The following is a 13,341-nucleotide window of genomic DNA, read 5'->3' as shown; positions in this document are numbered from 1 at the left end:
TGATCATCCCTAGGACATTCGGCGTGGAAATGGATGATTTACCCGCAGTGACGGGGGCAGCCGGTAGGGCGTGGGGAAATATCGATCTTGTCTTTGTCGTCGCGGGCGCGCAGTGAGGCCCTCCGGGATGTCTGCCGGCCGCTCAGAGCAGTCCACCGTTCTCGTCCATGAACGCGTCGGCCTCGGCTCCGTCACGGGCCGGGTGGGCTTGGCGGACTGGCCGGCTGGTGGGCCTCTCGTGATCGCCGGTTGGGGGTGGGCCGTGGTTCTGATCCGGTGTATTACCGGCGTTGGTTACCGGCCTGCCGATGGTGTCTCAGCCAGAGGATGAGGAGCAGGAGGGCGACCGCCGACGGGCCTGCGAGGGCGAGGTGGCTGGTGATCTGGTGGATGACCTCTGGAGCCAGGCTGTGGCTCAGGCTCACGAGCGTTGCCGCCCACGTGCTGGCGGCCGGCATGCTCGCGCACGCGAAGGCGCGGTAGGGCATGCCCGACCAGCCCGCGAGACGGGGAACCAGCGTGCGAGCGCTGCCCAGCCATTGACCGACCATGACGGCCCATACACCGCGCCGCACCAGCAGGAGACGGCCGCGCTCCCAGAATCCTGAGAGAGCGTCGGGCTGCGTTGTGGAAGGGCCTTTGTGTCGCCTTCCCAACAGGAAGGACAACTGCGTACCGGTGACCGCCGCGAAGGCAGCCACCGCGATCGTCGCGCCCAACGGCACCACACCCAGGTGGGAGAGATAGCCGAGGGCCATGAGCACGCTGGTCCCTGGCAGGAGAACACCGATCAGCAGGCCGGCCTCGGCCACGATGAGTAGCCAGCCGACGATGAGCACCAGTGGAGGAGAAAGCTGCCCCAGCAACTCAGGCATCGGGCACCGGCCTGCGGCACACGTACATCATCGCGGGCGGGAGGTTCCGCCAGACCGGCCCTGTGGTCAGGACCTCCTCGAAGGCGGACCGGAGCCGCCGCCGGAACGCCCTGGCCCTCAGGAGCGGCACGGCATGCAGGTAGGTCACCGTGGTGAAAGCGGCGCCCGGGGCGAGCACGCGGCCGATCTCGTGGAGGATCCGCAACTGGCGAGGACCCGGGAACAGTGACCATGGAAGCGTGCTGACCACCGCGTCGGCCCGGGTCACGCCGGCTGTGGCCAGCAGCGCTCCCAGCTCCGCCGCGTCGCCGTGGATCACTTCCAACCACGGTTTGGCACGGCGCAGGTGGGCGACCATCGAGGGCTCGACGTCGATCCCGATTTGGCGTGAACCCGGCGCCAGCCTGCACCGGATGGCCTCGCTGATCGACCCCGTACCCGGGCCGAGCTCCACCACGACCGGGGTTCCCGAGGATGGCACCACTGCCGTGAGCGCCCTCGCCAGCGACGGCGAACTCGGTGCCACGGCTCCCACCACGCCCTGCTTGCGCACGGCGATCGCCATGAAGGCCCTCAGGTCGGCGTTGGCATCTCTTCCCGGCCGCAAGGTCACTGTCTCGTCCATGGAGACAATGACATCGGCGGCGACGCTCGGTGCGCAGAGAGAGAGGACCTAGTTTTCGAGGTAGTGCTGGATATACCTGGAAAGTAGGGCAGGACCTATCGGAAGCGCACCCGCCGACCCGTATCGTTGCCGGGTGCGACCACGACAGTCTTGGCAGGCGCTCACCCGGAGAGACCTGATCCTCTCCTCCTTGCCATGGCGCGCGATGGCCTACCTTGTCACGGGCGTGGGCGTCGGCGCGATCGTGCTCGTGCTGTTCCTGGGGTTCCTGGTCACCGGTGCCGTGATGACCTTGGTGCTGGTTGGCATCCCCATGGTGTTGGCGCTGGGGCTCGGTGGCGTTCCCGTTGCCGCGCTGGAGCGTACGCGCCTGCGGATCATCGATGGAGAGCCGGCCACCAGTCCCCATCGCGTGCCCGGACGCCCCGGCCTGCGCGCGTGGCTGGAGCTGCGCTTCAGGGAGCAGGCCACCTGGAGGGAGCTGGCCTACACAGGGCTCCTGGTCGTTGTGCTGTGGCCGGTCGAACTGGCCATCATGCTGTACGGCCTGGTATTGCCCGTCGCGATGATCTGCACGCCGCTCGCCCTCGGTGAGGCCGACTCGATCAACGTGTTCAAGACGTGGCGCGTCGAGGGCTATCCCGGAGCGTTCCTGGTGGCGGCGCTGGGAGTCGTCGTGCTGCTCCTCGCCGTCTACCCGCTGACAGCGCTCGCGATGGTCCACGCCATGCTGGCCAGGTTTCTCCTCACCCCTCGAGGCGACGAGCCGGGCGAGCGGCTGGCCGAGCTCACCCGGTCCCGCACCCGCCTGGTGGAGGCCTTCGAAGCCGAGCGGAGGCGCATCGAGCGTGATCTGCACGACGGGGCCCAGCAGCGGCTCGTGTCGTTGACGATGACGCTCGGGCTGGCGAAGATGTCGCGCGGTGAGGAGGCCGCCGAACTCGTCGACGAGGCGCACCGGCAAGCGAAGCTGGCCTTGGCCGAGATCCGCGACCTGATCGGGGGTATTTACCCCCGTATCCTCACCGAGCGAGGTCTGCCCACCGCTCTGGCGGACGTCGCCGACCGTTCTCCCGTCCCCGTGAAGGTCTGCGTCGAGGTCTCCGGACGCCTGCCGCAGCCTGTCGAATCGGTCGCCTACTTCGTCGTCTGCGAGGCGCTGGCCAACGTCGCCAAGCACAGCAAGGCCCGGAGCGCGACTGTCGAGGGGCGGTTCGAGGACGGGAGGCTCACGGTGGAGATCCGAGATGACGGCGTGGGCGGCGCCAACGCCTCGGCCGGCACAGGGCTGGCGGGCCTGGCCGACCGCGTCGCGGTGGTCGACGGCAGGCTGATGCTGTCCAGCCCAACCGGCGGCCCGACCCTGCTACGTGCGGAGATCCCTTGCGCGTCGAACGCCCCCTCAAGATAGTCATCGCCGAAGACGGCGTGCTGCTGCGTGAAGGGCTTTCCGGACTGCTGGTCCGGTTCGGTCACACGGTGGCCGCGTCCGTCGGGGACGCCGATGCTCTGGTCGCGGCCGTCGCCGAGCACCTGCCTGACATCATCGTGACGGATGTGCGGATGCCTCCCGGATTCTCTGAGGAAGGCTTGCGTGCCGCCGTCGCCCTGCGCACAGCCAACCCACGCCTCGCCATCCTGGTGCTCAGCCAGTACGTCGAGCAGGCCTACGCGTCCGAGCTTCTCGACTCCGGTGACGGAACCGGGGTCGGCTACCTGCTCAAGGACCGCATCGGCGACGTCGAGGAGTTCCTCGACGCGCTCCACACCGTCGCGATGGGAGGCACCATCGTGGACCCCGAGGTGGTCAGGCGACTGCTGCGCCGCCGCCGCGACCCGATCGAGCGCCTCAGTCCGAGAGAACGAGAGGTGCTCGCCCTCATGGCCGAAGGGCGGTCGAACACCGCAATCGCCCGGGCTCTCGTCGTATCCGAGGCCGCCGTCGGCAAGCACATCGGCAACATCCTCAGCAAGCTCGACCTACCCCCCGACGAAGACGACCACCGCCGCGTCCTCGCAGTCGTCACCTACCTACGAGGCTGACGTCGCGCCTCTTGTGGAAAGGTGGTCGTGGGCTCTGCCGGGCGACGGATCGGCCTGGTGTCGATGCCCGAGGCATCGTTTGTGGGACTGCCCCATCGTGCTTACCGGAGCGCACCACTCACCATGTCCCAAGTGGGCTAGCCGTTCGGTTTTCGTGTTCCGTTGAGGGCCTTGCGGAGCAGGGCGACCAGTTGGTCCTGTTCGCCGGCGCTCAGGTTGGCGGTGGCGGACCGGGCGAACTCGAAGGACTCCTCGAAGGCGGCGTAGAGGGTGGTTCCGTTGGGGGTCCGTACGATCTGCCGGGAGCGGCGGTCGTCGGGGTGGGGGAGACGGCGGACGAGATCGCGCACCTCGAGCCTGCGGATGATCTGGGTGATGTTTGACGCGTCGCAGCCGAGTTCGTCGGCCAGTTCTCGCATCCCGATCTGCCGGGTGAGCCGCCCGAGCACACAGGCCTGCGCCACGCTCAGCCCGTGCTCCAGGGCGGCGGTTTCGTATGCGCGGTCATAGGCGTCAACGAAGTCGAACATGGCCCGTTCGGCATCGGTCGACGCGGTGACGGGTCCCGACGGTACGGCCATGAGGCCCACTCTACCAAGAACTTGATGCACTCAAGTATGTATGTGAGGATAGATGCTTGATTGGATTAAGCATCTAGGGAAGGCGTGTTCCGATGGCAGTAACCAGCAAGGGGCGGGCCCGGGAGTGGCACCTGACACGACGGCCGCCGGCGCAGGCGTCAGCTGACGACTTCGCGCTGGTCGAAGCCCGGATTCCCGAGTTGCGGCCCGGACAGGTCCTGGTGCGCAACACACACCTGTCGGTGGACCCGTACATGCGTGGCCGGATGGACGACCGCCCGTCCTACATCCCCCCGTTCCCGCTGGACGCGCCGCTGGAGGGGGGAGCGGTCGGCGTGGTCGTCGAGTCCCGCGCGGACGGTGTCAAGCCGGGCCAGGTGGTCGAGCACTTCCTGGGGTTGCGTGAGGCCACCGTGATCGATGCGGCCGGGGTCGTCCCGATCGACACCGACGATCTGCCCGCCGAAATCTATCTCGGTGTGCTCGGTGTGACGGGCCTGACCGCATGGCTGGGCATCACCCAGGTGGCATCGGTGGGATCCGGCGACACGGTGTTCGTCACGGGGGCGGCCGGGGCGGTCGGGAGCATCGCCGGTCAGATCGCCAGGCTGCGGGGAGCCAAGCGGGTGATCGGCAGCGCGGGGTCCTCCGCCAAGGTGCGGCATCTGGTGGACGACCTCGGTTTCGACACCGCCTTCGACTATCACGACGGTGCGGCCGGTGAGCACCTTGCACAGGCCGCGCCGGACGGCATCGACGTGGTGTTCGACAACGTCGGCGGCGCCCAACTGGAGGCCGCGATCGACCATCTCCGGATCGGCGCCCGGCTGGCCCTGTGCGGGATGGCCAGCCAGTACGACGGCCGGGAGCCGCACGGCGTGCGGAACCTGTACGAGCTGATCACCAAGCGGGCGACCGCGCGCGGTTTCCTGGTCACCGACCACCAGGACCAGATGCCCGCCTTCCGCGCCGAGGTGGGTTCCTGGGTGCGCTCGGGCGAGATCTTCCACCGGCAGACGGTGCTGGACGGCATCGAGCGGGTGCCCGAAGCTCTGCTGGGCCTGCTGCACAGCGGAGCGCCCACGATCGGCAAGGCCGTCGTCCGGCTCCAGGAGCAGGCATAACCCGAACAGTGCTGGTGACGGGAGCCCAAGGCAAAACAGAACGCGAGGCGACTGCCCGGCTACGCCAACGACGGGGATGGAGGCGAAAGGTAGCGTCACTGCGACCGTCGCCGGTGGCTACTTCGCGGCCTGGTGGCCGGACGCGCCGATGACCGAGGAGCGCGAGAACGCCTCACCTCGTGGCCGGCGGCTCCGTCAAGCTCGGCTGACCTGACCACCCTGCTGCGGTGCCCTGCCTCACGGTGCGGCACCGCCGCATGGTGGGTGGACGGACGCGGCGTGGCGAGGTGGTCCCGCCGGCGGCTGAAGGACGAGGTCGAGGAAGAGGCGGGCGGAGGGCCCGAGGGCGTCGCGGGCCCAGACGACCGAGGTGGTGATGCCGAAACGCCCGTCCTCGATGGGCCGGTACACCACCCCGGGATAGCCCGAGTGCCGTACGGCCTCGGGCAGCACCGACGCGCCCAGCCCCGCCGCCACCAAAGCGATGATCGTCTGCTTGGGCGACGCCTCGCGGACGATGTTCGGGTACACCCCGTGCTGGTGGCAGATCGCCAGCAGGCTGTCGTGACCGACCGGGTTCAGCTCCCTGGGCGGCTGGATCAGCGGCTGCGCGCACGCCTGCGCCAGCGACACGTCCTGCGCTCCGGCCAGCGGATGCCCCTCGGGTACGGCGAGCACGAACGGCTCGTGGTGCACCGCCTCCGCCTCCAGTTCCGGGCGCTCGACCGGCGGATGAACGAAGCCGAGGTCGAGGGCTCCGCGCGCCACCAGGTCGAGCTGCTCGTGGATGCGCCGCTCGGTGACCGTGATCTCCACGTCGGGATAGCGCTCGGTGAACCGGCGCACCATCGGCGGCACCAGCCCGTACAGGGCCGAGTCGATCACCCCGATGGACAGCCGGCCGAGGTCGCCCCTGGCGGCCCTGCGCGCCAGGTCGGTGGCCCGGCGCGCCTGGCGCAGCGTGGCGCGCGCCTCCTCCAGGAACACCTTGCCCGCCGCCGTGAGCTGGACGCTCCGTTTCGTACGGCGGAGCAACTCGACCCCGACCTCCTCCTCCAGCCGCTGAATCTGCATGCTCAGCGGCGGCTGCGAGATGTGCAGCCGGGTGGCCGCCCGCCCGAAATGAAGCTCCTCGGCGACTGCCACGAAGTACTCCATACGCCGCAGGTCAGCCACACTAATATCCAATCAGTATTTTTCGGGGCGAAAACATATATTGGACAGGCATTTCGCTGATCGTCAAGCCTGGACACATCACTCACTGAGGCCGCCGAGGTCATTGAGGAGAGCCTGTGTCCGAGCAGAACATTTCCCGCCGCGCCGCATTGCGCGGCACGGTGAGGGCAGCGGGCGCGGCCGGTCTGGCCGCCGCACTGGGCAACGGCCCCGCGCACGCGGAACGCGGCGACACGTCCGGGGACGTGCCGGTCAGCCCGCCCAAGGGCGCGTACGCGCGCAATGTCGAGGTGATCGGCTACTGCGATCTCGACGAACGCCCCGGCTTCAAGATGGCGATCCGGCAGAAGGCGGGTCGCTGGTACCTCTACATGGGCCACTTCTGGGACCCCGGCTGGAGCGTCCTCGACGTGACGGACCCGGCCAGGGCCCGCGTGCTGAAGTTCCTTCCCACGCCCGAGCCGCGTACCAACACGCTCGGCAACCAGGTCACGCTGGGCGGCGACATCCTGGTCACCGCGGTGGAGAAGGTCTTCCCGGTGGAGGCCGCGCCCGACCCGAACGGGCCGTTCCACGACGGTGTGCTCATCTGGGACGTCTCCGACCCCGCCGACCCGCGCAGGATCACCCACTGGAGGACCGACGGCGGCACGGGCACCCACCGCAACCTGTACGACGGCGGCCGCTACGCCCATCTCGCCGCCAACATGAAGGGCTTCACCGGCAACATCTACGTGATCCTGGACATGGCCGACCCCGCCCACCCGGTGGAGGCCGGTCGCTGGTGGGTCCCCGGCCAGGAGAAGGGCGGCCAGACGCCGGAGCCGTCGCACCTGCACGGGTTCTGCTGCGGGTCCGGCGCGCACGTCTCGCTGCACGGCCCGCCGTACCCGGTCGGGAACCACGTCTACCTGCCGTACGGCGCGGCGGGCCTGATCGTGCTGGACATCTCCGACGTGGCCCGTCCCAGACAGGTCGGCCACCTGCCGTTCAGCCCGCCGTTCCACGCGCAGTTCGGCGTGCACGGTTTCCTGCCGATCCCCGAGCGCGGCATCGGCTTCGCCAACTCCGAGGACATCTCCTACGGCAAGGGCCCGGCGCACCACGCCTCGATCGTGGACATCAAGGACCCGGCGAACCCGTTCCTGCTGTCGTTGCTGCCCGCGCCAGTGCCGCCGAAAGAGGCGCCGTACCAGGACTTCGCCGGCAGGGGAGGCTGGTGTGGGCCGCACAACTTCAACCACCATCAGTACCACCCGGACGTGGAGAAGCAGGCGAACCTGTTCTACCTGGCCCACTTCAACGCGGGGCTGCGGGTCTACGACGTGTCGAACCCGCGGCTGCCGCGTGAGGTCGGCTACTTCATCCCGCCGGAGCCGCGCAAGCGGTACGGGCCGCTGCCGGCCGGCGACCTGGTCGTGCAGACTGAGGACGTCGTCGTGGACCGGCGCGGCCACATCTACATCACCGACAAGAACCAGGGGCTCTGGATCCTCCGCTACGTGGGCCCGCGATGACCTGTCGCGCACGTCAGTCACCGCCCGCACTCAGGCGCGGCGGAATAGGGCTGGTCCGAGCCTCTGATAGCCGCTGACGTGCGACCGTCTGCGTTGGCTTGGCTGTGGTTTGGTGAAGGCTGGGGTGGTGAACATGACCGTCAGTCTCGCCAGGGGCGTACGCAACCAGCGCCTCACCGCAGTGAGGCCCTGGCATGGCTCCCTCCTGTTACTCGGCGGACTGGCGGGCCTTGGCCGCCACCGCCTGGAAGGCCCGGCCGATCGCTTGCAGTTCGGACGTGCTGAGCAGGTCGATGAAGTGCTCGCGTACGGTTTGCGCGTTGTCCATGGCCGCCTTGACCAGCACCGCCCGCCCGGTCTCTGTCAGTGAGGCGACCACACCGCGCTTGTCCTCGTCGTCGTTGCATCGCTGGACGAGCTTGCGGGCCTCCAGCCGGGCGACGGTGTGCGACAACCGGCTACGGGAGTAGAACGACAGCTCGGCGAGCTCGGCCATGCGCAGGCGGCCCTCGGACGCCTCGGACAGCCGCACCAGGATCTCGAAGTCGGCCAGCGACAGGTTGTGGTCGCGGCGAAGCCGGCGGTCGCGTACTTCCAGCAGCAGCGCCGATCCTTCGACATAGGAGCGCCAGTCTCGCTGCTCGGCGTCGTCCAGCCATCGCGGATCACCCATGAGCCAAGGATAGCGGTTGATGATTTCAACTAGTGCGAGTAGCCTGTGCGGCATGGTTGAGATCTTCAACTACCTGACGGAAGGCCGTACATGTCGCGGAGAAGAGCCCCATGAACGCGAAGCTGTTCGCGCTCGCTTCCGGTAACTTCGCGGTCGGGGTCTCAACGTTCGTCATCGCGCCCATGCTCGGCCACATGGGCGCGGACTTGCTCGCCGACCGAGCCGTCGTCGGACAGCTCATCGTGGTGTACGCGCTCGCCTACGCGCTGGGCGGCCCATTGCTCACCACTCTGGTCGGGCACCGGCCGCCACGGCAGGTGCTGCTCGTCGCGCTGGCCGTGTTCGGCGTGGGCAACGCCCTGACCGCGGTCGCGATGGACTTTCCCGGTGCGGCCGCCGCGCGTGTGATCGCCGGTGTGGGCGCCGGCGTCTACACCGCCAACGCACTCGCCGTCACCCGTCGCCTGGTCACAGGAGACCGGCAAGGACGCGCTGTGGCAGTCGTGGTGGGCGGCCTGACGACGGCCATCGTCCTCGGCCTTCCGATCGGGGCGTGGCTGGGTGGCGCGACGAGTTGGCGACTGGTGCTCGGCCTGCTCGCACTCCTCGTGACGCTGCCCATGGCCGGAACCCTGTCGCTACCAGCGCTCGACGGGTCGCCCGCGGTCGCACTCAGGAATCGGGTGGCGCCGCTGCGAGATCGGCGGGTGCTCGCCACCCTGCTGGCGACCTGGCTCTGCCTGACCGCGAGCTGGACGGTGTACAACTTCATCGACGAGGTGCTGCTGCCGGCCACCGGAGGCGACCCGGACCGCCAGTTTCTGACGTTGCTCTGCTTCGGGGCCGGGGCGATGGCAGGCAACCTGCTCGCCGGACGGCTGGCGGATCGGTACGGTCCGGGTCGTACGATCGCGGTGGTCGCCCCCTGCCTCACTGTCGCGGTCCTGGTGGTCCCGTCGGTGGCGGTCTCCATGCCGCTCGTGCTGCTGGGCGTCGGTGCCTGGGCGATGCTGCATTGGATGGTCAACGTCCCGCAGCAGCTACGCGTCGCGGCGGCGGCGCCAGAGGTGGCGCCCATCGTGCTCGGCCTGCACCAGAGCGCCATCTATCTCGGCATCAGCGCGGGCGGACTCGTCGGTGCCATCGGCTACAGCCTGGGCGGTCGTACCGGCATCGGCTACGCCGCGTTCATCACCGGGCTTCTGGCGCTGCCCGCACTGTGGTGGTCGATGCGCATCCGGCCGGACAGCGGCGCGGCCGGCGCCGACGATGCCCGTAACAGACATACCCGAAGCTGACCAGCTCAGGCCCAGGAAGAAAGCGGGAGAGGTTGTGACTGATCGACTTGCCATCACCGGTGTGCGGGTCTTCGACGGACATGGGCTGTCCGAGCCGCGTACGGTCGTCATCGCCGGCGACGTGATCGGCACCGACGCCGACGACGCCGAGGTCATCGACGCTGACGGCGGCGTGATACTGCCCGGCCTGATCGATGCGCACATTCACCTCAGCGGCGAGAACACACGGGAGAAACTCTGCTCGTACGGGGTCACCACAGGGCTGGACATGGCGACCTGGCCGGCGCGGCGATTGACCACGCTGCGCGGCGTACAGGGCGGGAGCGACGTGCGAAGCGCGGGCACCCCCGCCATCGGCCCAGGCGGCCTGCACTCGCGTATCCCGACGATGCCGGCCGACGCCATCGTCACCGGCCCGGACCAGGCCGAGCCGTTCGTCGCCGCGCGGCTGGCCGAAGGCAGTGACTACATCAAGATTGTGGCCGATCCGGGTGAAGGCGGCCCGGACCAGGAAACCGTGACAGCCCTGGCCCGCGCGGCACACGCCCACGGCAAGCAGGTCGTGGTGCACGCCGTGTCCCAGGCAGCCGTCATCATGGCCCTCGATGCCGGCGCGGACATCATCACCCACGTCCCACTCGGTCCAGCGCTGGACCTGCCGGTCGTGGCCCGGATCGCGGAGGCCGGCTGCACCGTGGTTCCCACCATGACCATGATGGAAGGCATCGCGGCAACGATCGGGCGGCCGGAGGGGTTCGCCGGCGCCCACCGCAGCGTGGGTCTGCTTCACCAGGCCGGGGTGCGGGTCGTGGCCGGCACCGACACGAACGACACGGCCGGTGTGCCTTTCCAGCCCGAAGCGGGAGCCAGCTTGCACCACGAACTCGAACTGCTCGTCGACGTCGGCCTGCGCCCCGCTGAGGCACTACGGGCGGCCACCCGGCTCGCGGCCGAGGCGTTCGGTCTGACCGATCGCGGTGCTGTCGAGCCAGGGCTGCGTGCCGACCTGATCCTGATCGACGGCGACCCGCTCGCCGACATACGCGCTACCCGGAACATCCGTCGCATCTGGTGCGGCGGCGTGGAGCACACCCCGGCCGGCCGGAACCGCGCCCTCTGACAACCGTGAACCGCTTCCATCCACCGGCTTCGAATGGAGGGAGTCACGGGCTTCGCGACGCCGCGCCCGTTCCCCCGGCACGGCAACCGAGCCCTGTGCTGACACCCTCACCGCCGCCAAGAACGCGCTGGACGCGGTGCACGGCCTCCGAATCTGCCCTCACTACTGCTGCAGTCCGGTCACTCTGAGCAGGTCGAGCGCTGTGGCCTCAGGGCTTCCCGGTTCGGCGGAGTACACGAGTACGGTCTGATCGGCATCGGGGAGCAGGAGGGTGTCGCAGTCGAGCGTGATCGTTCCGAGCTGGGGATGGCGGATCGATTTGATCGCCGCACGCCAGGCCGCGGAACGTCCCTCCTGCCAGAGCTCCTCGAACCGGGGACTGCCGCGGCGCAGCTCGCTGATCATCCGGGCGAGGTCGGCATCACGCGGATAGCGGGCCTGGGCGGCGCGCAGGGTGCCGACGGCGGCGCGGGTGGCGGCCTCGTCCTCGCGCGGGTCCGCGGCGATCTGGCAGCGGCTGCTGCCGAGGAAGCGCTGCCAGATGAGGTTGCGTCGGTGGCGGGGCCAGGCGGTCATGTCGCCCTGCAACGCCGCGGCCAGCGGGTTCCAGGCCAGTACGTCGCCCTTGGCCGACAGCACCAGCACTGGCAGATCCGCCATCCGGTCCAGCAGTCGCAACACGCTCGGCCGTACGACCATGGCAACGTGCCCGGGCTGCGGCGGCTCGTGACCGGCCAGGCGGAACACCAGGTCACGATCGTCGTCGTCGAACCGCAAGGCCTGCGCCAGCGCCGCGATGACCTGGGAGGACGGCCGTGCGCCGCGTCCCTGCTCCAACCGGACGACGTAATCGACGCTCAGCCCCGCGAGCATGGCCACCTCCTCGCGGCGCAGGCCGCGCACCTGGCGGCGGGTGCCCGACGGCAGGCCGACATCCTGCGGTCGCAGGCGGGAGCGGGCCTGGCGGAGTACTGCGGCGAGTTCGGCACGATTCACCCCTCGATTCTGCCGCGCTGATCGCCTGAAGCGGGTGGTACGGCCGGTCCCAGGCCGAAGCGGTCCTGGTGAGGGCTGGGCCCGTTCTTGGACCATCGATCCATGACAACGGACACCAACGGCGATGAGCCGATGCCGGCGAATACACCGGCACCGGGCGCGGAACAGCTCGCGGAGGCGGATACAAAGACGGTGGCGCTGGTCACCGGGGCGAACAAAGGGCTGGGCAGGGAGACAGTACGCCGTCTGTCGGAGCGGGGCTGGCGGGTCTTCCTGACCGCCCGCGATCGCGAACGCGGCACGCGGGCGGCGGACGCGCTCGGCGTCGAGTTCGTCCAGCTTGACGTGACCTCGGACGACTCCGTTGCCGCGGCGGCCGAGACGGTGGCCGGGAGGGCCGGCCGTCTTGACGTACTCGTCAACAACGCCGGAATCGGCGGCCAACGGCTGGATCCCGCCGTCATGGGCGCGGACCGGCTGCGGGTCTTGTACGAAGCCAACGTGTTCGGCCCGGTACAGGTCACGCACGCGTTCCTGCCGCTCCTGCGCAAGTCGGACCATCCCCGTATCGTCATGGTCTCCAGCGCACTCGCATCCCTGACCTACGCCTGCGATCCCGCACGCCCCGAGTCCGGCTTCCTGAGCCTGGACTACGCCTCGTCCAAGACCGCACTCAACATGATCGTCTCCCAGTACGCCCGTGCATTGCCTGGCTTCAAGGTCAACGCCGCCGATCCGGGCAACCCCGCGACCGACATGAACCAGCACACCGGCCTGCACACCGTCACGGAGGCCGCCGAGTCGGTGGTCCGGTTGGCCACGTTGGACCGCGAAGGGCCGACGGGCGGCTTCTTCGACCGCAACGGACCCGTCCCCTGGTAGGAGCCCACATGACCAAGATCTTGACGATCGGCCTGCACCCGAGCGCGATCGACTTCTCCGATCATCCCGGCCTGGACGAGGCGACACTGGCTGCCCGTATCGAACAGGGTGAGGCAACGCTGCATGCGGCGGGGCTGGACACCGTGGCGTGCCTCATCGGCGCCGATCCGGTCGTGGCCGAGGAAGCCGTACGTGAGCGACTGTCCGCCGAAGGTCCCTTCGGCCTGGCCATGATCGGAGCCGGGGTGCGCGTGCTGCCGGAGCACACCGAGCTGTTCGAGCGGCTGATCAACGTACTGGTGGCGGCGGAACCTGGCATCCGGTTCTGCTTCAACACCTCGCCGGAGACCACGATCGACGCGATCCGCCGCTGGACGTAGGCAAAGGCCGTCCAGCATCCGGATTCCTTGTCACAACGTCCTCGCGCAGCG

General features: G+C 69.0%; 14 protein-coding genes. 8 read left to right on the top strand and 6 right to left on the bottom strand.

Going from position 1 to position 13,341, the window contains the following annotated elements; genetic code table 11:
- Nucleotides 1-281: 281 nt before the first annotated feature.
- Together ABD844_RS49495 and ABD844_RS49490 are read right to left on the bottom strand one after the other, a co-directional pair.
- Nucleotides 282-875, bottom strand: coding sequence for a DedA family protein (locus tag ABD844_RS49495; RefSeq protein WP_344895978.1), 594 nt, complete (start codon nucleotides 873-875; stop codon nucleotides 282-284).
- The gene (locus ABD844_RS49490; RefSeq protein WP_344895975.1) at nucleotides 868-1,500 is read right to left on the bottom strand and encodes a class I SAM-dependent methyltransferase; all 633 of its coding nucleotides are present in this window, start codon (nucleotides 1,498-1,500) and stop codon (nucleotides 868-870) included. Before ABD844_RS49490 ends, ABD844_RS49495 begins: the two co-directional genes overlap by 8 nt.
- Before the next feature lie 205 nt (nucleotides 1,501-1,705).
- On the opposite strand from ABD844_RS49490, the gene ABD844_RS49485 reads away from it, so the two are divergent.
- Nucleotides 1,706-2,911, top strand: coding sequence for a sensor histidine kinase (locus tag ABD844_RS49485; RefSeq protein ID WP_344895972.1), 1,206 nt, complete (start codon nucleotides 1,706-1,708; stop codon nucleotides 2,909-2,911).
- Nucleotides 2,884-3,543 (top strand): LuxR C-terminal-related transcriptional regulator, encoded by a 660-nt coding sequence (locus ABD844_RS49480; protein WP_344895969.1) that lies wholly within the window; start codon nucleotides 2,884-2,886, stop codon nucleotides 3,541-3,543. The genes ABD844_RS49485 and ABD844_RS49480 overlap by 28 nt, the downstream gene beginning before the upstream one ends.
- Before the next feature lie 137 nt (nucleotides 3,544-3,680).
- Here the strand turns inward: ABD844_RS49480 and ABD844_RS49475 are convergent, their stop codons facing one another.
- Nucleotides 3,681-4,124 (bottom strand): MarR family winged helix-turn-helix transcriptional regulator, encoded by a 444-nt coding sequence (locus ABD844_RS49475; protein ID WP_344895966.1) that lies wholly within the window; start codon nucleotides 4,122-4,124, stop codon nucleotides 3,681-3,683.
- A 92-nt stretch (nucleotides 4,125-4,216) separates the two neighbouring features.
- On the opposite strand from ABD844_RS49475, the gene ABD844_RS49470 reads away from it, so the two are divergent.
- Complete coding sequence (locus ABD844_RS49470; protein ID WP_344895963.1) at nucleotides 4,217-5,248, top strand: NADP-dependent oxidoreductase; 1,032 nt, start codon at nucleotides 4,217-4,219, stop codon at nucleotides 5,246-5,248.
- Nucleotides 5,249-5,485: 237 nt separating this feature from the next.
- Here ABD844_RS49470 and ABD844_RS49465 read toward each other — a convergent pair whose 3' ends face one another.
- Nucleotides 5,486-6,406: a LysR substrate-binding domain-containing protein gene (locus ABD844_RS49465; RefSeq protein ID WP_344896040.1), complete on the bottom strand. Its 921-nt coding sequence runs from the start codon at nucleotides 6,404-6,406 to the stop codon at nucleotides 5,486-5,488.
- Nucleotides 6,407-6,540: 134 nt separating this feature from the next.
- Here ABD844_RS49465 and ABD844_RS49460 point away from each other — a divergent pair, with 134 nt between their 5' ends.
- Complete coding sequence (locus tag ABD844_RS49460; RefSeq protein WP_344895960.1) at nucleotides 6,541-7,941, top strand: LVIVD repeat-containing protein; 1,401 nt, start codon at nucleotides 6,541-6,543, stop codon at nucleotides 7,939-7,941.
- 208 nt (nucleotides 7,942-8,149) lie between these two features.
- Here the strand turns inward: ABD844_RS49460 and ABD844_RS49455 are convergent, their stop codons facing one another.
- Nucleotides 8,150-8,614, bottom strand: a complete 465-nt coding sequence (locus ABD844_RS49455; protein ID WP_344895957.1) for a MarR family winged helix-turn-helix transcriptional regulator — start codon at nucleotides 8,612-8,614, stop codon at nucleotides 8,150-8,152.
- Nucleotides 8,615-8,724: 110 nt separating this feature from the next.
- Between ABD844_RS49455 and ABD844_RS49450 the strand changes: the two genes are divergently transcribed.
- Together ABD844_RS49450 and ABD844_RS49445 are read left to right on the top strand one after the other, a co-directional pair.
- Nucleotides 8,725-9,912, top strand: a complete 1,188-nt coding sequence (locus ABD844_RS49450) for an MFS transporter (RefSeq protein WP_344895952.1) — start codon at nucleotides 8,725-8,727, stop codon at nucleotides 9,910-9,912.
- Nucleotides 9,913-9,946: 34 nt separating this feature from the next.
- On the top strand, nucleotides 9,947-11,032 hold the full coding sequence (locus tag ABD844_RS49445) for an amidohydrolase family protein (RefSeq protein ID WP_344895949.1): 1,086 nt from the start codon (nucleotides 9,947-9,949) through the stop codon (nucleotides 11,030-11,032).
- Between the two features lie 162 nt (nucleotides 11,033-11,194).
- On the opposite strand, the gene ABD844_RS49440 is transcribed toward ABD844_RS49445, so the two are convergent.
- Nucleotides 11,195-12,028 carry a helix-turn-helix domain-containing protein gene (locus tag ABD844_RS49440; protein ID WP_344895946.1) on the bottom strand — a complete coding sequence of 278 codons (834 nt, stop codon included), beginning with the start codon at nucleotides 12,026-12,028 and terminating at the stop codon, nucleotides 11,195-11,197.
- 132 nt (nucleotides 12,029-12,160) lie between these two features.
- Between ABD844_RS49440 and ABD844_RS49435 the strand changes: the two genes are divergently transcribed.
- Together ABD844_RS49435 and ABD844_RS49430 are read left to right on the top strand one after the other, a co-directional pair.
- On the top strand, nucleotides 12,161-12,910 hold the full coding sequence (locus ABD844_RS49435; protein ID WP_425568794.1) for an SDR family oxidoreductase: 750 nt from the start codon (nucleotides 12,161-12,163) through the stop codon (nucleotides 12,908-12,910).
- Between the two features lie 8 nt (nucleotides 12,911-12,918).
- A complete protein-coding gene (locus ABD844_RS49430; RefSeq protein ID WP_344895939.1) occupies nucleotides 12,919-13,290 on the top strand; it encodes a hypothetical protein in 372 nt (123 codons plus the stop codon).
- Nucleotides 13,291-13,341 lie beyond the last annotated feature (51 nt).

The organism is Nonomuraea antimicrobica (genome assembly GCF_039536965.1).
Classification (GTDB): Bacteria; Actinomycetota; Actinomycetes; order Streptosporangiales; family Streptosporangiaceae; genus Nonomuraea; species Nonomuraea antimicrobica.
This window is presented reverse-complemented; position numbering and strand designations above follow the sequence as displayed.

What these genes read in the sequence shown, in the direction of transcription:
- ABD844_RS49495 (WP_344895978.1), bottom strand. Translation starts at nt 875, where the DNA reads ATGCCTGAGTTGCTGGGGCAGCTTTCTCCTCCACTGGTGCTCATCGTC.
- ABD844_RS49475 (WP_344895966.1), bottom strand. Translation starts at nt 4,124, where the DNA reads ATGGCCGTACCGTCGGGACCCGTCACCGCGTCGACCGATGCCGAACGG.
- ABD844_RS49465 (WP_344896040.1), bottom strand. Translation starts at nt 6,406, where the DNA reads ATGGAGTACTTCGTGGCAGTCGCCGAGGAGCTTCATTTCGGGCGGGCG.
- ABD844_RS49470 (WP_344895963.1), top strand. Translation starts at nt 4,217, where the DNA reads ATGGCAGTAACCAGCAAGGGGCGGGCCCGGGAGTGGCACCTGACACGA.
- ABD844_RS49430 (WP_344895939.1), top strand. Translation starts at nt 12,919, where the DNA reads ATGACCAAGATCTTGACGATCGGCCTGCACCCGAGCGCGATCGACTTC.
- ABD844_RS49485 (WP_344895972.1), top strand. Translation starts at nt 1,706, where the DNA reads ATGGCCTACCTTGTCACGGGCGTGGGCGTCGGCGCGATCGTGCTCGTG.
- ABD844_RS49435 (WP_425568794.1), top strand. Translation starts at nt 12,161, where the DNA reads ATGCCGGCGAATACACCGGCACCGGGCGCGGAACAGCTCGCGGAGGCG.
- ABD844_RS49490 (WP_344895975.1), bottom strand. Translation starts at nt 1,500, where the DNA reads ATGGACGAGACAGTGACCTTGCGGCCGGGAAGAGATGCCAACGCCGAC.
- ABD844_RS49450 (WP_344895952.1), top strand. Translation starts at nt 8,725, where the DNA reads ATGAACGCGAAGCTGTTCGCGCTCGCTTCCGGTAACTTCGCGGTCGGG.
- ABD844_RS49455 (WP_344895957.1), bottom strand. Translation starts at nt 8,614, where the DNA reads ATGGGTGATCCGCGATGGCTGGACGACGCCGAGCAGCGAGACTGGCGC.